Below are 20,173 nucleotides of genomic sequence, written 5' to 3' on the forward strand. Positions count from 1 at the left end.
TTTTAGCAAATTAATAACTATCCCATTGCTGAGAACATGTTTTTTTTGAATTATATATTTATTGAGGCTATTTGGCGCTTCAGTGGTATAAAATTATGTTTTTAAGAAAAATTTAGTATATTTACTTCATTAATCGATATAAGTTGCATTTTGTCGATTTTTAAATTGAATAATAGCAAACTTTCTAGCTCTCGTAATACAGTTATTTACTTATTTTTTACATTTAGGGCTAATAAGTAGCTTAATACTAACTAATCATTTAATTAGAAACAGATGAAAATTAATTTTTACTTCATTTTAATATTTTTATTTTTTGGTTCCGTAGTTAATGCCCAAGACACCGATGCTCCTTTAAAAGGAGAAACCACAGAAAATTATTCTGAAAGAGCAAATACCTTAATCATGGTGAATGAGCTTACAGAAAATAAAATAGTCATGTTAGATGAATTAGATATTAAAATGAGCTTAGCACGTTTAGAAAGTGATATTAAACTTTATTATAAACGTCAAAAGAAGATTAGTAACATTAGTCTTGTATTTCCTAAAATGAATTTAGAAGCATTAGCATAAATACATTAGATTAAAAATATAATATTATAAACTGAAGAAAAGGCTGCTCAATAGAGTAGCCTTTCTTTTTATATCTTATTTTTGCAAAAAGAAAATTATGGGGCGTATTCTAGCATTAGATTTTGGAACAAAAAGAACAGGTATTGCAGTGACCGATGTGTTACAAATTATTGCCTCGGGGTTAACAACAGTAAGTACAAAGGAATTGTTGTCATTTCTTAAAGACTATACCCAAAAAGAGGATGTAGAACTGTTTTTAGTAGGTGAGCCGAAACAAATGGATAACACAGCTTCAGAAAGTGAGGCCTATATTATACCCTTTATTGCCAAACTAGAAAAGGCATTTCCCAAGATCCCTATAAAGCGTGTTGACGAGCGTTTTACTTCCAAAATGGCTTTCCAAACCATGATAGATAGCGGTTTAAAAAAGAAACAAAGGAAAAATAAAGCTTTAATTGATGAAATTAGCGCCACTATTATTCTACAAGATTATCTGCATTCTAAATAATTTCAATAAAATTTAAGGATATTTAGGTCCTTATTTAGAGAATTCTTTTTGAATAATTTCTGTTATATGCGAAACATTTTTAATAAGAGTTGTATTTTTGCAAACCTTAATAAAAACACAGTATGATTTTACCCATTGTAGCCTTTGGCGACCCTGTTTTAAAAAAGATAGCAACCGATATCACTAAAGATTATCCGAAATTCGATGATTTATTAGTTAACATGTTTGAAACCATGTACAATGCTTACGGTGTTGGTTTAGCGGCACCTCAAGTAGGTTTACCTATTCGTTTATTTATAATTGATACAACGCCTTTTTCAGAAGATGAAGATTTATCTGAAGCAGATCAAGAAGCTTTAAACGGCTTTAGGCGTGTGTTTATTAATGCTAAAATTATTGAAGAAACTGGCGATGAATGGGCTTTTAATGAAGGGTGTTTAAGTATTCCAGATGTTAGGGAAGATGTTTTTAGAAAACCAAACATTGTTATGGAGTATCTAGATGAGAATTTTGAACCTCAAAAAGAAGCTTTTGATGGTTTGATAGCTCGTGTCATTCAACATGAATACGACCATATAGATGGTGTGTTATTCACAGACAAACTATCTAGTTTAAAGAAAAAGTTAATAAAAGGAAAGCTTACAAATATCTCTAAAGGGAAGATAAATGTAGATTATAGAATGCGTTTTCCTGATCAAAAAAAGAAACGATAATTTTTGTTGCAAAGCATCAATAAACATTTGATATTTGCCACTATTAAAAAGTAATATATGAGTTTAGAAAAAGTTATATCAATTTCGGGAAAACCAGGATTGTATAAATTAGTAACACAAACACGTGGTGGTTTTGTTGCGGAGTCTTTAATCGATAACAAACGTATTTCTGTAAGTGTACAGAATAATGTTAGTGTATTAAGTGAAATTGCTATTTATACTTTGACGGAAGAAGTGCCATTAGCACAGGTTTTTGAAAATATAAAAGTTAAAGAAAACGGAGAACAAACTTCAGTAAAAGCTAAAGATAGTAAAGATAAGTTAGAGGAATATTTCTTCGGAATTTTGCCTGACTACGATGAAGATCGTGTGTACGCAAGTGATATTAAGAAAGTCATACAATGGTATAACTTACTTCAAAAACATAACCTATTAGATGATTTGGTTAATGCTGAAGAAGCTAAAACCGCTGAAGAAGAATAATACGATTATTTATATAATTGATAAAAAACCTCCTATTTGGGAGGTTTTTTTATACACAATCACTACTTTAAGTTGTTGTTTTAACTTCTTAAGTTTATATTAAAAGGAATGAAATCAAATTTGAGTTTAAAAAATATGTTCTTCGTTGTGGTTATAATTTTACTAATTATACCTCAAACACGTCAGCCCATTCAGATTTGGATAAACAAAGGTTTAGCGCTTTTTAGTCCGTCAACAACAGCAAAAGAAAATCAACATGTTTTAACAGATTACAATTGGTTATTAAAAACTAAATCTGGAGAACTTATTAACCTGGAGGCTAGTAAAGGCAAGGTTATTTTAATTAACTTTTGGGGTACTTGGTGTCCGCCTTGTATTGCCGAAATGCCAAGCATGCAAGCCCTTTACGAAGATTATAAGGACAAGGTTGAATTTGTATTTATCTCTGATGAAGATCATTCGCTAACCAATACTTTTTTAGAAGAAAAAGGATATACTTTTGAAACCTTTGTACCAAGAACGGCTCACCCTAAAATTTTTAATGTCACCAGTATTCCTAGAACTTTTTTAATTGATAAATCGGGCCATGTGATTATAGATAAAACAGGTGCTGCGAATTGGGATAGTAAGGAGGTAAGGAAAACTATAGATGAATTGTTGGCAGTAGACCTTTAGAATAACTGATTTTGTTGTTTAAATTAAAGTGCGCACGAGAAGATTCGAACTTCCACATCCTAAAACGGATACTGGCCCCTCAAGCCAGCGCGTCTACCAATTCCGCCACGTGCGCTTAATTTAGTGGGCAAATATACAGAAGTTTTAAATGTTGTTCTACAAGTTTTTAAGTTTTAGTAAAATTTTAATTCAATTAAATAAATATTAAAAAATAAAAAAGCTAAAACTTGAATGGCGTCACTCAGGTTTTAGCTTTTTTTATTTAATTGCTATAGCGTTTTATAGCGATTATTTATGTTTGTTTAATTCATCTTGAAGCTGGCGACGTACTTTCTGCTCACGTTCTAAAGCCGAACGGCGGTGCTCTTCAAATTCTTCTTCAATATCAGCTAAATTTTTATTGGCTTCCTTAGTAACTGCGTTACTATTATTGAATTTATAAATGAAGAAAAGTAAAAATGCTAAAAGCGCACCAATAATAGACCACATAAGTATGTTGTAATTTGCTTTCCCCAGTTGTAATCCAAACAAAGACATATTATCTTTTTCAATATTTGTTTGATCTAAGTCAGTTTGTGTGCTGTTTAATTTTTCTTTTAAACTTGAAATTTCTCCTTCTTGGGTACTCACTACATTTTGAGTAGCCACTAAATCTTTTCTAACCGCGTTTAACGAATCTAAAGTGTGTGCTTTTAAAGTGTATAACCAAGTTTTTTTAACAACTTTATAATCTTGATATTTATTTGATTTTTGAATTACAAACTCAAATTGGCTGTCAATAGTACCACTGTTTAAAGATAAACCATCATCGTCAGTTTCTGTTTGAGAAAATGTTTGGAATGATAAAAGGCAGGTAAATACTATTAAAAGTGATGATTTGATGCGTTTCATTTTTGGCATGATGTTTTGTGATTTTTCTAATTTTTGCAATGTATAAAATAATGTTTACTATAAATAGTGAATACTTAAAAAGCCTCAACATGTGAGGCCGTTTTAAATACGAGTTAAAACACGATTTAGATTATATTTTTTTAATAATATGTATAACGTCGAACTTTAGCAATATATTTTGCTAGCCTTACAACTTGATGACTATATCCATATTCATTATCGTACCAAATATAGAGAATAATGTTTTTTCCATCTTTTCTTACAATAGTCGCTTTACTGTCGAAAATCGCAGGTGCAGAACAACCTACAATATCACTAGAAACTAATTCGTCACTAAGTTCATATTTTATTTGCTCGACTAAATCCCCTTCCAATGCATATCTTTTTAAAGTACTATTTACGTCATCTACTGTAGTATGGGTTTCAACTTCTAAGTTTAAAATAGCTAACGATCCGTTTGGCACCGGAACACGAATAGCATTCGATGTTAATTTTCCTTCTAAGCTAGGTAAAGCTTTAGCAACTGCACTTCCTGCGCCTGTTTCGGTAATCACCATATTTAAAGCAGCCGCACGGCCACGACGGTACTTTTTATGAAAATTATCTACTAGATTTTGATCGTTTGTATAGGCGTGGATCGTTTCTAAATGACCGCTCTTAACGATATACGAATCTTCAATCGCTTTTAGAATAGGGGTAATAGCGTTTGTTGTGCAAGATGCTGCTGAAAAAATGTCAAGGTTGTCTGGGTTATATGCTTTGTGGTTTACACCATGCACTATATTTGGTACTTCTTTTCCTGGCGCTGTTAGTAATACCTTATGTACACCTTTAGCTTTTAAGTGGTTACTTAGGCTATTTTTATCTCTAAACGCCCCTGTGTTGTCTATAACTAAAGCATTTTTTATATCGTATGTGGTATAATCGATATCTTCTGGATTATTTGCAGATATAATATGTACGGTTGTACCATTTATAATGAGTGCTTCATTTTCTATATCAATGGAAACGGTTCCAGGAAAATCACCATGAACAGAATCATTTCGTAATAAGGCCGCTCGTTTTTCTAAAATTTTAGCGTCTATAGTACCACGAGTAACAATGGCTCTTAATCGTAGCTGACTGCCTTTTCCTGTACGTAGCATGAGTTCCCGAGCAACCAACCTACCAATTCGGCCAAACCCATACAATACAACATCTTTAGGTGCAATGTTTCCGTTTTTATGAGCATCTTTCAATTTATCTGAAATAAAAGCCTTGGCATCGCTAGAATTAGAACCTTCGAAGTGAAATTCGTAAGTGAGTTTACCAATATCTAATTTTGCTGGAGGAATATCGAGAGCTTCAATAGCTTTTGCGATTTCAACGGTATTAAAAATAGAAATCGGTTTTTGAACAAACTTCCCAGCGTATTCATGTAGACTTAAAATCTGACTCACATTTCTATCAATTAACTGATTTCTAAAAAGAACCAATTCAATTGATTTGTCGTACCAAAGATCACTTACTATTTTAATAAATTCAACAGTTGCTTTTCTGCGGTCTGCTTGAAAAGCTAATTCCTTTTCGTAATTTTTATTAGAAGTCATATGTAAAATGGTTGTGTTTAGTTGGTTTTAATGTAAACAGCAATTCCAAATGTTTTCCTAAAAAGGTATAACAAAAAAATAACCCTTCAAAATTTAGATTATTTTGAAGGGTTATTAGTTGGTTTATATATAACGATTATCTGAAATTGAAACGTTCACGCTCACCATTTGTGTTAATGAGTTCCAAACGAAGTGACTCATGCGGAGATCGTTGTTTTAAGATGTTTTGCACATCGTCTACAGTAGTCACTTTTGTGTCATTTATTGTCGTGATAATGCTGCCTTCGGAAATACCATTGTTTTTCCAGTATTGTGCATATTCACCATTTAACTGAATAATTTTAACGCCATTTTTCAAGTTAAATGGTTTTAATTCTGATCGCGTTGCGTTTTTAATGCGCCCAACTAATGGCATGTTGAAAGTGTCATTTTTCGCCAATGTTACTGCTACCATTTCGGTTGAGCCATCTCTTAAAAGTTTTAAGTTTACAACATCATCAGGACGTTTAGCACTTAAATGACCTGTAAGGTCTGAGAATTTAGAAACCTTTATATTGTCAATTTCCTTAATAATATCACCTTCTTTAAGTCCAGCTTTATCAGCTCCAGAACCTTCAACAACGCTATCAATATAAACGCCTTCTGTTTCGTTAACGCCAATTTTTTCAGCGACAGCACTATTTAAGGCACCACCTTGAATGCCTAAAATACCATTTTGAACATTTCCGTATTCTAAAATATCTTCAATCACCTTTCTAGCAATATTACTAGGAACAGCAAAGGAATAACCGATATAAGATCCTGTTTGAGATGAAATGGCGGTATTAATGCCAACCAGTTCACCGTTAGTGTTAACGAGTGCACCACCAGAATTTCCTGGATTTACCGCAGCATCTGTTTGAATAAAGGATTGAGAACTTGTTCCAGATAAATCTCTAGACTTGGCACTAATAATACCCGCTGTAACTGTAGAGGTCAAGTTGAAAGGGTTACCAACAGCTAAAACCCATTCACCAATTTTGACATTGTCTGAATCGGCGAAAGTCACGAAAGGTAATGCTTCAACTGCATCAATTTTTAATAGTGCGATGTCATTTTTAGAATCAGCTCCTATTAATTCAGCAGTATAAGTTTTGTTATTATTCATGGTTACCGAAAGTTCCTGCGCGTTTTTAATCACGTGGTTGTTGGTAATAATATAACCATCAGCATTAATAATAACTCCAGAACCGGTACCTACTTGGGCACGTTGAGGACTTCTTCCGTAGAAAAAATCCTGAAAAGTCATTTGTCCAGAACTTAAAGTCACATTTTTAACGTGAACTACAGCGTTCACTGTGTTTTCCGCGGCAAGCGAAAAATCTGGAGTTTCGTATGGCTTGTAGGTGTTATTTACGTTTGTAGTTGGTAGTAATGCGGGTTGTGATTCGGTGGTTGTCACTAAATCTGGATGGTTATCTTCAATAAAAACTTTGTAAGCGCTTAAGGTAAAAATACCACCTAAAGCTGAAACGAGTACCATTGATAAAATCTTCTTCATAATTTCGTTTAAGTATTATTTTAAATTTATTTGTAGAGGTAAACCCTCTGTTTTTCAGTGTTTTTTATTCTTTTTCAGAAAGCGAATCTTTCTAATAATGATTAAAATTAATTATTTATTGAATCGTGAATTCAACTTTAACTGCGATTTAACAATCAAAAAAACAGTATAAAATCATATCTTTGCGCCCTATTATGCAACAGACTTTTTATAAATACCAAGGAACAGGAAACGATTTTGTGATGATTGATAATCGTCAGCAAACATTCGACAAAAATAATACCAAACAAGTTGCTTTTTTATGTGACAGACGTTTTGGCATAGGGGCAGACGGGCTTATTTTATTAGAAAATCATCCCGATTATGACTTTAAAATGGTGTATTACAACGCTGATGGGAACGAAAGTTCGATGTGTGGAAATGGCGGACGCTGTTTAGTGGCCTTTGCTCAGCAATTAGGTGTGATTACTAATAAAGCAGTGTTTGAAGCTATTGATGGCTTGCATCATGCCACTATTGAAAATGGTATTGTAAACTTACAGATGCTTGATGTTGATGTTGTTGAAAAGCATGATAATCATGTTTTTTTAAATACAGGATCGCCACATCATGTACAGTTTGAAGAAAAGATTCAAGATTTTGATATAAAAACAAAGGGGGCTGGAATTCGTTATGGCGCACCTTATAATGAGGCTGGAACGAATGTAAATTTTGTTCAAAAAGTGTCTGATGATCTTTTTAGAGTAAGAACTTACGAGCGTGGTGTTGAAGATGAAACCTTATCTTGCGGAACTGGTGTTACAGCAGTCGCTATTGCCATGCATGCCACTGGAGAAACTCAAAGTAATAAAGTTACTTTAAATGTAGAAGGAGGTAAGCTTCAAGTACGTTTTAATGTAGAAAACGGAGCTTATAATGATGTTTGGTTAATTGGGCCTGCTACTTATGTTTTTGAAGGTAAGATATGATTACTTTAAAAGGTGATACCATTTATTTAAGGGCTTTAGAACCTGAAGATTTAGATTTTATCCATCAAGTGGAAAATGACGAATCTATTTGGGAAATTAGCTGTACGCAAACACCTTATTCTAAGTTTCTTATTAAACAGTATTTAGAAAACGCACATAAAGATATTTACGAGGTCAAGCAATTGCGACTTGTTATTTCAAATTATAGCGATGAAGCTATAGGACTGATTGATTTGTTTGATTTCGATTTTAAAAATAAACGTGCTGGTGTTGGCATTTTAATCAAAACACCTAGTGATAGATTAAAGGGTTATGGTAACATAGCACTAGAATTACTAATTGATTATTGTTTTACACATTTAGATTTACATCAATTATATTGTAATATTTCAGAAGAAAACGAAGCTAGTATCAAATTGTTTTCCAATCATGGTTTTGAAAAAATCGGAATTAAAAAAGATTGGACTTTTGTTGGTGGCTCATTTAGAAACGAATATTTATTTCAACTTATTAATAATTAAATGTACATAAAAAAAATACTTCTTGTCATTGTTGGTTTAGGACTTGTTGCCGCCGTTTTTTTTGCAAATTTTGTTTACAAAGCGATGTTGAAACCAAATACGGCCTTTAATAATGCTTCGGCTTTTATTTTTATTCCTTCGGATGCTACTTATCAAGATGTGCGTTCTCAATTAGAACCTTTATTAGTTGACATTGAGTGTTTTGATGCCTTAGCAAAGCAAAAGAAATATGTTAGTAATATCAAAGCTGGACGTTATGAGATTAGAAAGGGCATGAATAATAACGATATTATTAATTCTATTAGAAGTAAAAATTTGCCTATACGCTTATCTTTTAACAACCAAGAAAGTCTAGAAAAATTAGCAGGACGGGTTTCAGAACAAATCGAGGCCGATAGCTTGTCTTTATTAAAAGTAATGACAGATCCTACATTTTTAGATACAAACTCATTTACTTCGGCTACAGCCTTAGGAATGTACGTTCCTAATAGTTATGAGTTCTTTTGGAATACTTCAGCTGAAGGTTTTAGAGATCGCATGCTAAAGGAATTTAAAGCATTTTGGAATCCTACAAGGATTAAAAAGGCTGAGTCTATGAAGTTAACCGTGAATCAAGTCATTGCTTTAGCATCTATTGTTCATGAAGAGTCAAAGCAGGCACCAGAACTTCCAAGAGTAGCTGGAGTTTATATAAATAGGCTTAAAATAGGGATGCCTTTGCAGGCAGATCCAACGCTAAAATACGCTGCATATCAGCTACCTGAGTATAAAGATACCGTAATTAAGCGTGTGTTAAATGTGCATAAAGATATTGATTCTCCATACAATACTTACATACACCGAGGTTTACCTCCAGGGTTAATTGCCATGCCTGATATTACGGCTATAGATGCTGTTTTAAACTACGAAGATCATGATTACTTATTTTTTGTAGCTGATGCACAACGTTTGGGGTTTCATAAATTTTCAAAAACGCTAGCGCAACATAATAGATATGCTACTGAATATTGGCGTTATTTATCTTCCCAAGGCATCAGAAAATAGCCGGAATTATACAATTATTTTTTTTCAAGGGTTAATACATCTATTTAATCCAGTTTTACGTATAAGACTTTTAAATACGGATTGATAAGTTGATACCGTTTAATAAGTGGTCTTGTAACGACATGATATGTCGTAAGAATTATAAGGGTATCGTCGTAAATTTAATTAATATTTGAAGCCTAATATGCTTTAAAATGCGTTTAGAAGATCTTTTTGAACGCGATAAAGCACTGAAGGGCGTATGAAATCATGCTATTGGTATAGCATTTGTTAGTATGTGTTGATTTTTGAACAGGAAGTACTTAGTAGGTTATTAAAAAGATAATCTCCTAAGACTTAATAGGGTCAAGTTTATTTGTTAGCCATAAAATGGTTTCTGTAAATTTCTGTTTAATAGAAGGTTATAGTTTAAATAAATGAGTTTTTCGACATAATAAACGAGTTGAGTATAGCGTTAAGTCATAATTTTAGTTTGAATTTAATGCATGAATTTAGCAAGTTTTAACAGTGAAACCCTAATGAAAATGAGTGTATTTCGTCTATTGTTCAATAAAAGGAAACAGTTAAACGATTAATTTTGAAGTTATTAATAAAAAGCTTAATTTTGCAGGCTCAAATTTCAAGGGTGATTTTATATTAAAAACACACCGAAAAAATTTAAAATTATGGTAAAAAATATTGCAAGTTTTGGAATTCTCGCACTTACAATATCAACACTATTGTATTTTTCGTTTCGAACAAACGAAAGTTTTGATTCTAGTAAATATTCGACTGAGGGGTTAGATTTAGATTATACCGTTAGTTTGGAGGTTATAGATGAAAGTACAGCACCTGAAAAGTACAATGAGGAAATTTTCACACCTTATTTAGGGAAATCTTTTGTTGGTTTCAAAGAAGCTTTGGCATTTAAGGAATCCCGAGGAAAATATTCAGTAGTGAATACTTACGGTTATTTAGGTAAGTATCAATTTGGTAAAGGGACATTAAAATTATTAGGAGTTCATAATCCTGATCAATTTTTAAACAGTCCGAGATTACAGGAAAATGCTTTTATTGCGAATACAGCACGTAACAAGTGGATTTTAAGACGTGATATCAAGAACTTTGTTGGAAAACGTGTAAATGGTATCGTGGTTACGGAGTCTGGTATTTTAGCCGCTGCGCATTTAGCAGGTCCTGGAAGTGTGAAAAAATATTTAAGAAGTTATGGTATTGATAACTTTTCAGATGGCTACGGTACAACTGTTGGTTATTACATGAAACGTTTTTCAGGTTACGATACCTCTTTTATTAAACCGGATAAAAAAGCAAAAGCGATCTAAAAAGCGCTTAGTTTTTATGAATTATAAATATGGTGGGTCTTTTATGAAGGTCTACCTTATTTTTTTTCCACTCATTTGCAGTTTGTGTTTTTATAAATTCTGTAGGTAGTGTAATGTCACAAGCGACACATACATGCGTGTTGTTCTCTAGAATGGCAGCTAAATCTTCAATCATTTTGTTGTTACGGTAAGGTGTTTCAATAAATAACTGTGATTGGTTGTGCTCAAAAGATAGACGTTCTAAACGTTTAATTTCGTTTTTACGTGCGCCTTTATCGATAGGAAGATAGCCGTTAAAAGCAAAACTTTGTCCGTTCATTCCAGAACTCATCATAGCCATTAATATAGAAGATGGTCCAACTAGTGGAATCACCTTGATGTTTTTATCATGAGCTATTTTAACCACATCGGCACCAGGATCGGCAACGCCAGGACAACCGGCTTCCGAAAGTAAACCAACGTTAATACCTGTAGCACAAGGTTCCAGAAAACTTGGCAAATCTGCTATATCTGTATGTTTATTAAGGAGGAAGAGTTTTAATGAAGGCTGTGATTTCTCGGGACAAATTCTTTTAATAAAACGTCTTGCGGTTTTTTCATTTTCAACAATAAACGTATCGGTTTGCTCTATAATTTTTTTCACCGTTATCGGGAGTACTTCCATAGGGTCGTTTTCACCTAAAGTTGTTGGGATTAAATAGAGTTTACCGCTAGCTATTGTCATTATTTCAAGGAGTTATCTGGTTAAGAAATTAAATCGTTTGCGATTTTTGTGCAAGCTTCATCTAGCATATTATAAACATTTTGAAAACCATCGTCTCCACCATAATAAGGATCTGGAACATCAAAGTTTTCATTCGGATATACTTCATTAAGTATAAATTTTACTTTGCTACGATCCGCATCAGTTCTTGCTAAGTCTAATACGTTTTGGTAGTTCGAAGCATCCATCACATAAATGTAATCAAACCGATCAAAATCTGAAACAACAAATTGTCTGCCTTTAAGATTCGAAATATTTAAACCGTGTTTTTTTGCCACTGCAATAGAGCGTCTATCGGGAGCTGATCCAATGTGATAACTAGCAGTTCCTGCAGAATCTACATTAAAACCTTCAGAAGGCAATTTAGATTTCATGATACCTTCAGCTAGGGGAGAACGGCAAATGTTTCCCAAGCAAACCATCAATATATGAGTCATGACGAAAAAGTTTTATACAGAAAGTTTTTTAGTAATGTCTTCAACATATTTTTTAAACTGTTTATCTGTTGAAGATAGATTGTCAACCGTTTTACAAGCGTGTAAAACCGTAGCGTGATCTCTTTTTCCTATTTGTGATCCAATACTGGCTAGAGAAGCTTTGGTGTATTTCTTAGCGAAAAACATGGCTAATTGTCTAGCTTGAACGATATGACGTTTTCTAGTTTTAGATTGTAAAGTGTCTATATCCATTTGGAAATAATCTGACACCACTTTTTGGATATAATCTATAGAAACTTCGCGTTTGGTATTTTTCACAAACTTCTCTACAATAACACGAGCTAAATCTATAGTGATTTCTTTCTTGTTGAAAGAGGATTGGGCAATTAATGAAATAATAGCACCTTCTAACTCACGAACATTAGATTTGATGTTTTTAGCAACGTAATCAATGATATCTTCAGGCATTTCAACACCGTCACGATAAAGTTTGTTTTTTAGGATAGAAACACGAGTTTCAAAGTCTGGATTTTGTAATTCGGCTGATAATCCCCATTTGAAACGCGACAATAAACGTTGTTCAATGTCTTGCATATCAACAGGTGCTTTATCACTTGTTAAAATAACCTGTTTACCGTTTTGATGTAAATGGTTAAATATATGGAAGAACACATCTTGAGTTCCTGTTTTTCCTGAAAGGAATTGCACGTCGTCAATAATTAAAACATCAATGATTTGATAAAAGTGAATAAAATCATTTCTGTTGTTCTTCTTTACAGCGTCTATATATTGTTGTGTGAATTTTTCAGCTGAAATATATAAAACGGTTTTTTCTGGGTATTTATCTTTAATATCTACACCAATAGCATGTGCTAAGTGTGTTTTTCCTAAACCAACACCTCCAAAAATTAATAGGGGATTGAAAGAGGTTCCTCCTGGTTTAGCAGCGACAGCTAACCCTGCACTACGAGCCAGTCGATTAGAATCTCCTTCTAGGAAGTTTTCGAAACTGTAATTCGGGTTAAGTTGTGATTCAATCTTAACATTTCTAATACCTGGAATCACAAATGGATTGCGTAATTCTGGACTTTTATTGTTAAGTGGAATATCAACATTTTGCGATTTTACAGCAGAACGGTTTGAACTCGGAATTTTTTCTGTAAAAGGTTGCTTATTGCCATAGGTGTTTTCCATTCTAATAATGTAAACCAATTTGGCTGTTTCTCCTAACTCCTTTGTGAGTGAAACTTTAAGGATTTTTACATAATGTTCTTCAAGCCATTCGTAGAAAAATTTACTTGGTACTTGAATACTTAATGCAGTGCCTGTTAACTTAACTGCGACAATAGGTTCAAACCATGTTTTGTATGCTTGCGGTTGGATGTTATCCTTTATAAATTCAAGACAGTTATTCCATACCGATTGCGCAGTTACACTCATTGTTGTTAATTATAGGTTTTATTGTTAGTTAGAAATAAGCGAAGAACGAACTCTTCGTGCCCTCTTTAATAGTGCAGCAAATATGTGAACAAAAATCTTAAAAAAAAAATGAAATGCTATTGAATATTTAGATTTTTTTCCTCATGTTTAACCTCTAGCCGAAGCTACAAAAAAATATCCAATTATGTTTATGAAATTCGATGAAATACAAATAAGAGTACGATATGGTGAGACCGACCAAATGGGGGTGGTTTATCACGGAAATTACGCGTTATACCTTGAAATGGGGCGTATTGAGTGGCTTCGTAAGATTGGAGTGTCTTATAAAAAAATGGAGGAGGAAGGGGTGATGCTTCCTGTAGTTTCGATGTCTCTAAACTATAAAAAATCAGCGGGTTATGATGATGTAATTAATGTTAAAACTCAACTAAAAAAAACACCTTCTGTTAAGATTGAATTTGACTATGAAATTACCAATGAAAAAGGTGAAATTTTAACTACAGCAAGTACGATTTTAGTTTTTATCGATAAGAAAACGAATAAACCGACGAGACCCCCAAAATATATTTTAGACGCTATTGATGCTATGTCTTAAATTTCTTTGATTTCTATTTCGTAGAGATTGTTGAAAATATCAAAAATAGCATCGGCTTCCTTTTTTCTTATCGAGATGGTTATTTGGCAATCCAGTTCTAATTTCTGATTGATAATATTTAATTTTTTCTCCTTGATAATACGCATCACCGTATTCATGTTTTTGTAATCGAAAGTGATGCGGTAATCTATATTAATGGTTTTTTTAATGATTTTCGAAGCTTCAAGGGTGAGTTGCGCAGAAGTTCTGTACGCGCTTATTAATCCGCCAACCCCCAATTTCACACCTCCAAAATAACGAACTACAACAATAAGAATGTTGGTAACATCAAAAGATTGTATTTGTCCGTAAATGGGCATTCCTGCAGAATTACTCGGTTCGCCATCATCATTGGCACGATAAGAAATGGTTTCTGTGCCCATTTGGTAAGCGTAACACCAATGTCTTGCCGAATGGTGCTCTTTTTTAACCTCAGTTAAACAGTCTTTTACATCGTCTTCAGTTTTTACAGGGAAAGCGTATCCGAAAAACTTACTGTTTTTTTCCTTGAATAATGTGGGTTCAGGGGACTTGGTAATGGTTTTGTATGTGTCTTTTTCTATCAAAAAATAGCTTTAAAATAGGTTGCTTTTTGTTTCAAAAAGTGTGCAAACGTCTTCGGTTTCTGGGTTTATATGCCAGGTTTTAAAATTTAATGCATCCGCACTTATAATATTATCCTTATTGTCGTCTATAAAAAGACATTCTTCAGCTTTAAGATTATTTTCTTCTAAAACATATTCGAATATGTCATAATTTGGTTTGGCTAAATTGATTTCATGTGAAAGATAAAATTTATCAAAACAGTTTTTAAATTCATCAAAAAAGTTAACCTGTTCCTTGATATGGTCAATGTGAAGTTCGTTAGTATTACTCAATAGGATGAGTTTGTATTTACCGGAAGCTTTGAGCGTTTTTATAAACTCTAAACGCTTTGGCGGAAAATGTTTCAGCATGTAATTCCATACATCCTTAAGTTCTTCTCTTGAAAGTTTCGGAAAATTTTCAGCATAAAAATCTAAAAATTCATCTGTGGAAATAAGTCCTTGTTCATAGAAACTATTGAATGCTTGAATTTCTTCTGAAAAGGAATCGATTTCAAGAGTTTCAAAGGCGTGTTTTTGTGCTCCTGGAATATCTAAATTGATAAATACGTTGCCAAAATCGAATATAATGGTTTTAATCATTGGTGTAAATTTTAAGTGTGTCGGTCATTATTTTTTCTGCGGAAGTTAATGATCCCGTAAATTTTGGTGCCTTAGTGCCGTTTCTGAAACTGATGGCTCCTTTGAAAACTCTAGCTTCATCCCAGAGGTTTTCATCAATAAAGGTTTGTAATGTTTTTGCGCCGCCTTCAATAATCACAGAGTTTATTTGGTTTTCAAAAAGCAAATCACAAATTTGTTTTGCTAAAGGTTTAGAGAAGTCAACGGTTTTGTTGGTAATGGTGATGGTTTCGGCTTGATTATTAAAAACAGAAAGCGTTTTTGGTAATTTTTCTTGGCGATCTATAACAATTCGCGTTGGATTATTACCTGTCCAATCTCTCACCGTTAAACTCGGGTTGTCATCTAACGCGGTGTTGGTTCCGATTAAAATAGCTTGTTCTTCGGTGCGCCATTGGTGTACTAATTGCCTAGAGTATGGGGATGTTATCCAAACGGGTTTTTGTTCGTCCTTTTGTTCGGGTGATAAATAACCGTTTTCAGTTTCAGCCCATTTTAAAATGATATACGGACGTTTTTTATTATGAAAAGTAAAAAAACGTTTGTGGTGTTTTTTGCAAGCATCTTCTAGAATTCCAACAATTACTTGACACCCCGAAGCTTTTAATTTAGCAATGCCCTTGCCTGCAACTTGTTCGTTATCGTCAATACAGCCAATAACCACATTCGGGATTTTGTTTTTAATAATTAAATCGCTGCAAGGTGGTGTTTTTCCATAATGTGAACAGGGTTCTAAAGTCACATAAATAGTAGACTCTTTTAAAAGTGCTTTGTTAGCTACTGAATTTATGGCGTTTACTTCAGCGTGATTTCCGCCGTACGTGCTTGTGAATCCTTCACCAATAATTTTGTTATTGTGTACAATTACTGCGCCTACCATAGGATTGGGTCTAGTACTTCCTAAGCCGTTTTTAGCAATTTCAATGCAGCGTTTTATGTAGATCTCGTGCGTATTCAATGCTATAATTTAATTTTGATGTTTTCAGTTTTATCAATATTATATGTTTTTGAAAATCCAAAAACTTTATATTTTATATCGCCTTTATATTGCACTTTTATGCTTTTGTTTAGAAAACTCCCTAATAAACTGGTTAAGTTTCTATCGCTAAGCAAACTGTCTACAGGGATTGTAGAAGTTAAAGGAATCGCAAATTCTTTTTTAGCAGGCACTTTAAAGGTTGCAGCATTAACTGTAGCCACATTATTATCGTTAACATAGATATCTAAGCCTTTGGTAATAAGTTTTCCGCCAATATCATTGGGGTTTTTAAATAGCGCATCAGCGTTTAAAGTGATGTATTGTGATGTGCGTTCTGAAATTTTGATGTTTTCAACCCCAAGAAATTCTGGTTGCTCTCTAACAGCGCAGCTGAGTAAGGTTAGAAATATTGTTGATAAGATTATAAGCTTTTTCATTTCAATTTTTTGCGATTTGGCGTATCTTCACTAATTCAAAATCCCGTATTAAAGTGAGTAAAGATACTATAGTTATTCGAGAAATTGAAGCTCAGGATAACGCTCAAATTGAGCAAGTTATTCGTTCTTGTTTTTATGAGTTTGAAATTCCTTTAGAAGGAACAGTTTATACAGATCCTGAAACACAAAATATGTTTGAGGCTTATCAGCATGAAAAGGAGGTTTATTTTGTCGTAGAACTTGATGGAAAAGTATTAGGTGGCTGTGGAATAAAACCATTAAAAAATCACGAAACCGAAATATGCGAAATTCAGAAAATGTATTTTTCACCAAAAGTTAGAGGGAAAGGTTTAGGGCGTATATTAATACAAAACTGTATTAGGAAAGCCCGAGATTTCGGTTATAAAAAATGTTATTTAGAATCGGCACCGCAATTAAAAGCTGCCATTCGTATTTACGAAGATAACGGGTTTAAGCATTTAGATTCAGCTTTAGGAAACACTGGACACCATGCTTGTGGTATCTGGATGATAAAAGAATTATGCGACTAAAAGATATACAAAAGAAGTTTCATCAAGAACTGGATGCCTTATACGCAACCGAAGAAGTCAATAGTTTCTTTTATACCTTAATTGATGCTTTTTATAAGGTGTCTCGTATTGACCTGGCTATGGAAACTGAGATGTCGATTGAAGATGATGAGGCTATTCACAAAGCATTAAAGCAGCTTAAAAAATATAAACCCATTCAATATATTATTGGTGAAACCGAATTTTATGGTTTGCCTTTTAAGGTGAATAAAAATGTTTTAATTCCAAGACCAGAAACTGAAGAGTTAGTAGAATGGATTTTGAAACACAATAATGAAAACGATAAAATTAATATTCTCGATATTGGCACAGGTAGCGGCTGTATAGCGATATCCTTAGCGAAATACTTAAAAAACGCTTCTGTTTATGCTTTAGATGTGAGTAAAGCCGCTTTAGAAGTTGCTAAAACAAATGCTGAATTAAACGCTGTAAATGTGACCTTTATTGAAGCGGATATCCTAACTTCAAAAACCGTTCACGATATAAAATTTGATATTATTGTTTCTAATCCGCCTTATGTGAGAGAGCAGGAACAAATACTCATGAAACCCAATGTGCTTGAAAATGAACCGCATTTGGCGTTATTTGTGAAAGATGACAATGCGCTTCAGTTTTACAAAGCGATCACCGTGTTTTCGGTTGAAAATTTAGTAGATCAGGGTAAATTACTATTTGAAATCAATGAGTTTTTAGGTAATGAAATGATTCGATTATTACAAAAATATGAGTTTTCTAATATTGAGTTGAAACAAGATATTTTTAGAAAGGATAGAATGATAAAAGGTGTAAAGAATTAATGAATACAGTGGAACAAGAATTGCAAAAGTTGCGTGACGAATTAAACGCATATAACTATAGTTATTACGTATTAGATCAAAAAGAAATTTCAGATTACGATTTTGATTTAAAACTCAAAACACTTCAAGAATTAGAATTAAAACATCCAGAATTTTTTGATCCCAATTCTCCAACACAACGTGTGGGCGGTGCTGTGACCAAGAATTTTGATACCATTGTTCATGAGCACCGAATGTATTCCTTGGATAATTCATATTCTAAAGAAGATTTACAAGACTGGGAAACACGTGTAAAAAAGATGGTAGATGGTGATATTCAATACACCTGTGAATTAAAATACGATGGCGCTTCAATAAGTTTAACTTATGAAGATGGTATGTTAGTAAGAGCGGTAACTCGTGGCGACGGATTTCAAGGTGATGATGTTACGGCTAACGTGAAAACCATTAAATCGGTTCCATTAAAACTAAAAGGTGATTTTCCGCCTAAATTTGATATTCGTGGCGAAATTGTATTGCCTTTTGAAGGTTTTATTAAAATGAATGAAGAGCGCGTTGAAATAGGGGAAGAGCCTTATAGAAACCCTAGAAATACGGCGTCAGGAAGTTTAAAACTTCAAGATAGTGCTGAAGTTGCAAAGCGTCCGTTAGAATGTTTACTCTATAACATCACAGGAACAAAACTTAATATAAAATCTCAAATTGAAAGTTTAGAAAAGGCTAGAGCGTGGGGGTTTAAAGTGCCCGATGCTGCTAAATTGGCGCATTCTATAGATGAAGTTTTGGAGTTTGTAAATTACTGGGATGAGCATCGCCATGCATTGCCTTACGAAACCGATGGCGTGGTTGTTAAGGTTAATAATTTACAACATCAAGAAGAGTTAGGGTATACTGCCAAAGCACCACGATGGGCGATGGCCTACAAGTTTAAAGCGGAACAAGTTTCTACAAAATTAAATAGTATTACTTATCAAGTAGGTAGAACTGGTGCGATAACGCCAGTGGCGAATTTAGAGCCTGTGGAGTTAGCAGGAACAACCGTTAAAAGAGCTTCTTTGCATAATGCCGATCAAATTGAAAAATTAGATATTAGAGTTGGCGATGAAGTTTATGTTGAAAAAGGCGGGGAGATTATTCCTAAAATATTAGGTGTTGATTTAACCAAACGACCATTAGATTCAGAACCTACTACATATATTACGCATTGTCCGGAGTGTAACACCGAATTGGTGCGTCAGGAAGGGGAGGCGCAACATTATTGTCCGAATTACAACGGATGTAAGCCTCAGGTTATAGGGCGTATTCAACATTTTATTTCCAGAAAAGCCATGGATATTGATGGTTTAGGAGGAGAAACCGTTGCGCTTTTAGTCAATGAAGGGTTAATTTCGAATTATTCAGATTTATATGAATTAACTAAAGAGCAAGTTATTCCGCTAGAGCGTATGGCAGAAAAGAGTGCTGATAATTTGGTGCAGGGTATTGAACAGTCTAAAAACATTCCTTTTGAGCGCGTTTTGTTTGCATTAGGCATTCGTTATGTGGGTGAAACCGTAGCTAAAAAATTAGCAAAACATTATAAGAATATTGATGCTATTATCGGTGCTTCTCAGGAAGATTTGGTTGCAGTAGATGAAATAGGAATAAAAATAGCTAAAAGTGTGAGTTTGTTTTTTGCTTCCGAAGAAAATATAGAAACGATAAATCGATTGAAGTCTTTTGGAGTGCAATTACAAATGTCTGAAGCTCAATTGGAAGGTCAGACAGAACTACTAAAAGGCGATGTTATTGTAGTTACAGGTGTGTTTGAAAAAGTTTCGAGAAACGAGTTAAAAAAACTTATTGAAGATAACGGCGGAAAGGTAAGTAGCTCAATTTCCTCTAAAACGAGTTATATCGTGGCTGGATCAAACATGGGGCCAAGTAAAAAGGATAAGGCAGAAAAATTAGGTGTTTTGTTAATGAGTGAAGACGAATTCTTACGTAAAGTTAATTTTGCATAAAATATTATCAGTTAATTAGTTGTTTTTACGGGTTTTCCATATT

The 20,173-nt window shown here is 33.5% G+C and carries 23 protein-coding genes and 1 tRNA gene; 13 read left to right on the top strand and 11 right to left on the bottom strand.

Features of this window, described 5'->3' with window-relative positions:
• Positions 1-273 precede the first annotated feature (273 nt).
• The 5 genes from Q4566_RS02580 (at position 274) to Q4566_RS02600 (ending at position 2,949) form a co-directional block, all read left to right on the top strand.
• Entirely contained in the window at positions 274-570 is a 297-nt protein-coding gene (locus Q4566_RS02580) for a hypothetical protein (protein ID WP_303417939.1), read from the top strand.
• Between the two features lie 97 nt (positions 571-667).
• Positions 668-1,078, top strand: a complete 411-nt coding sequence (gene ruvX / locus Q4566_RS02585) for a Holliday junction resolvase RuvX (protein WP_303417941.1) — start codon at positions 668-670, stop codon at positions 1,076-1,078.
• 122 nt (positions 1,079-1,200) lie between these two features.
• Positions 1,201-1,791, top strand: coding sequence for a peptide deformylase (def, locus tag Q4566_RS02590; protein ID WP_303417943.1), 591 nt, complete (start codon positions 1,201-1,203; stop codon positions 1,789-1,791).
• 57 nt (positions 1,792-1,848) lie between these two features.
• Entirely contained in the window at positions 1,849-2,274 is a 426-nt protein-coding gene (locus Q4566_RS02595; protein ID WP_303417944.1) for a DUF5606 domain-containing protein, read from the top strand.
• A gap of 108 nt (positions 2,275-2,382) precedes the next feature.
• On the top strand, positions 2,383-2,949 hold the full coding sequence (locus Q4566_RS02600; protein WP_303417946.1) for a TlpA disulfide reductase family protein: 567 nt from the start codon (positions 2,383-2,385) through the stop codon (positions 2,947-2,949).
• A 29-nt stretch (positions 2,950-2,978) separates the two neighbouring features.
• On the opposite strand, the gene Q4566_RS02605 is transcribed toward Q4566_RS02600, so the two are convergent.
• The 4 genes from Q4566_RS02605 to Q4566_RS02620 all read right to left on the bottom strand — a co-directional run bounded on the left by Q4566_RS02605 (position 2,979) and on the right by Q4566_RS02620 (position 6,969).
• Positions 2,979-3,064: transfer RNA gene (locus Q4566_RS02605), tRNA-Leu, on the bottom strand.
• A 173-nt stretch (positions 3,065-3,237) separates the two neighbouring features.
• Positions 3,238-3,840: a tRNA (guanine-N1)-methyltransferase gene (locus tag Q4566_RS02610; RefSeq protein WP_303417948.1), complete on the bottom strand. Its 603-nt coding sequence runs from the start codon at positions 3,838-3,840 to the stop codon at positions 3,238-3,240.
• A 140-nt stretch (positions 3,841-3,980) separates the two neighbouring features.
• Positions 3,981-5,429 (bottom strand): glyceraldehyde-3-phosphate dehydrogenase, encoded by a 1,449-nt coding sequence (locus tag Q4566_RS02615; RefSeq protein WP_303417950.1) that lies wholly within the window; start codon positions 5,427-5,429, stop codon positions 3,981-3,983.
• Between the two features lie 136 nt (positions 5,430-5,565).
• Positions 5,566-6,969, bottom strand: a complete 1,404-nt coding sequence (locus Q4566_RS02620; RefSeq protein ID WP_303417952.1) for a trypsin-like peptidase domain-containing protein — start codon at positions 6,967-6,969, stop codon at positions 5,566-5,568.
• 194 nt (positions 6,970-7,163) lie between these two features.
• On the opposite strand from Q4566_RS02620, the gene dapF reads away from it, so the two are divergent.
• The 4 genes from dapF (at position 7,164) to Q4566_RS02640 (ending at position 10,824) form a co-directional block, all read left to right on the top strand.
• A complete protein-coding gene (gene dapF / locus Q4566_RS02625; protein ID WP_303417954.1) occupies positions 7,164-7,937 on the top strand; it encodes a diaminopimelate epimerase in 774 nt (257 codons plus the stop codon).
• Complete coding sequence (locus Q4566_RS02630; RefSeq protein ID WP_303417957.1) at positions 7,934-8,458, top strand: GNAT family N-acetyltransferase; 525 nt, start codon at positions 7,934-7,936, stop codon at positions 8,456-8,458. The genes dapF and Q4566_RS02630 overlap by 4 nt, the downstream gene beginning before the upstream one ends.
• Complete coding sequence (mltG, locus tag Q4566_RS02635) at positions 8,459-9,502, top strand: endolytic transglycosylase MltG (RefSeq protein WP_303417959.1); 1,044 nt, start codon at positions 8,459-8,461, stop codon at positions 9,500-9,502. It abuts the gene before it with no gap.
• Between the two features lie 665 nt (positions 9,503-10,167).
• Positions 10,168-10,824, top strand: a complete 657-nt coding sequence (locus tag Q4566_RS02640) for a peptidoglycan-binding protein LysM (protein ID WP_303417961.1) — start codon at positions 10,168-10,170, stop codon at positions 10,822-10,824.
• Between the two features lie 7 nt (positions 10,825-10,831).
• Here Q4566_RS02640 and Q4566_RS02645 read toward each other — a convergent pair whose 3' ends face one another.
• From Q4566_RS02645 to dnaA, 3 genes are read right to left on the bottom strand one after another with little or no spacing between them, the layout of a single operon-like run.
• Positions 10,832-11,548: an SAM-dependent methyltransferase gene (locus tag Q4566_RS02645; RefSeq protein WP_303417964.1), complete on the bottom strand. Its 717-nt coding sequence runs from the start codon at positions 11,546-11,548 to the stop codon at positions 10,832-10,834.
• A gap of 20 nt (positions 11,549-11,568) precedes the next feature.
• Positions 11,569-12,024, bottom strand: a complete 456-nt coding sequence (locus tag Q4566_RS02650; RefSeq protein ID WP_303417966.1) for a low molecular weight protein-tyrosine-phosphatase — start codon at positions 12,022-12,024, stop codon at positions 11,569-11,571.
• 12 nt (positions 12,025-12,036) lie between these two features.
• Entirely contained in the window at positions 12,037-13,464 is a 1,428-nt protein-coding gene (gene dnaA / locus Q4566_RS02655; RefSeq protein WP_303417968.1) for a chromosomal replication initiator protein DnaA, read from the bottom strand.
• 190 nt (positions 13,465-13,654) lie between these two features.
• Between dnaA and Q4566_RS02660 the strand changes: the two genes are divergently transcribed.
• Positions 13,655-14,059 carry a thioesterase family protein gene (locus tag Q4566_RS02660; protein ID WP_303418127.1) on the top strand — a complete coding sequence of 135 codons (405 nt, stop codon included), beginning with the start codon at positions 13,655-13,657 and terminating at the stop codon, positions 14,057-14,059.
• Here Q4566_RS02660 and Q4566_RS02665 read toward each other — a convergent pair.
• Genes Q4566_RS02665 through Q4566_RS02680 form a run of 4 tightly spaced genes read right to left on the bottom strand, consistent with a single transcriptional unit; the run spans position 14,056 to position 16,740 of the window.
• On the bottom strand, positions 14,056-14,664 hold the full coding sequence (locus Q4566_RS02665) for a YigZ family protein (RefSeq protein ID WP_303417970.1): 609 nt from the start codon (positions 14,662-14,664) through the stop codon (positions 14,056-14,058). The genes Q4566_RS02660 and Q4566_RS02665 overlap by 4 nt on opposite strands.
• Before the next feature lie 9 nt (positions 14,665-14,673).
• Positions 14,674-15,285, bottom strand: coding sequence for an HAD family phosphatase (locus Q4566_RS02670; RefSeq protein WP_303417973.1), 612 nt, complete (start codon positions 15,283-15,285; stop codon positions 14,674-14,676).
• Positions 15,278-16,282, bottom strand: coding sequence for a bifunctional diaminohydroxyphosphoribosylaminopyrimidine deaminase/5-amino-6-(5-phosphoribosylamino)uracil reductase RibD (gene ribD / locus Q4566_RS02675; RefSeq protein ID WP_303417975.1), 1,005 nt, complete (start codon positions 16,280-16,282; stop codon positions 15,278-15,280). The genes Q4566_RS02670 and ribD overlap by 8 nt, the downstream gene beginning before the upstream one ends.
• A 2-nt stretch (positions 16,283-16,284) precedes the next feature.
• Positions 16,285-16,740, bottom strand: coding sequence for an LEA type 2 family protein (locus Q4566_RS02680; RefSeq protein WP_303417978.1), 456 nt, complete (start codon positions 16,738-16,740; stop codon positions 16,285-16,287).
• A gap of 53 nt (positions 16,741-16,793) precedes the next feature.
• On the opposite strand from Q4566_RS02680, the gene Q4566_RS02685 reads away from it, so the two are divergent.
• From Q4566_RS02685 to ligA, 3 genes are read left to right on the top strand one after another with little or no spacing between them, the layout of a single operon-like run.
• Entirely contained in the window at positions 16,794-17,291 is a 498-nt protein-coding gene (locus tag Q4566_RS02685; RefSeq protein ID WP_303417980.1) for a GNAT family N-acetyltransferase, read from the top strand.
• Positions 17,282-18,127 (top strand): peptide chain release factor N(5)-glutamine methyltransferase, encoded by an 846-nt coding sequence (gene prmC / locus Q4566_RS02690; RefSeq protein ID WP_303417982.1) that lies wholly within the window; start codon positions 17,282-17,284, stop codon positions 18,125-18,127. Before Q4566_RS02685 ends, prmC begins: the two co-directional genes overlap by 10 nt.
• Positions 18,127-20,130, top strand: coding sequence for an NAD-dependent DNA ligase LigA (gene ligA, locus Q4566_RS02695; RefSeq protein ID WP_303417984.1), 2,004 nt, complete (start codon positions 18,127-18,129; stop codon positions 20,128-20,130). The genes prmC and ligA overlap by 1 nt, the downstream gene beginning before the upstream one ends.
• Positions 20,131-20,173 lie beyond the last annotated feature (43 nt).

Origin of the sequence: Tamlana sp. 2_MG-2023, from assembly GCF_030548465.1 — a bacterium.
GTDB lineage: Bacteria > Bacteroidota > Bacteroidia > Flavobacteriales > Flavobacteriaceae > Pseudotamlana.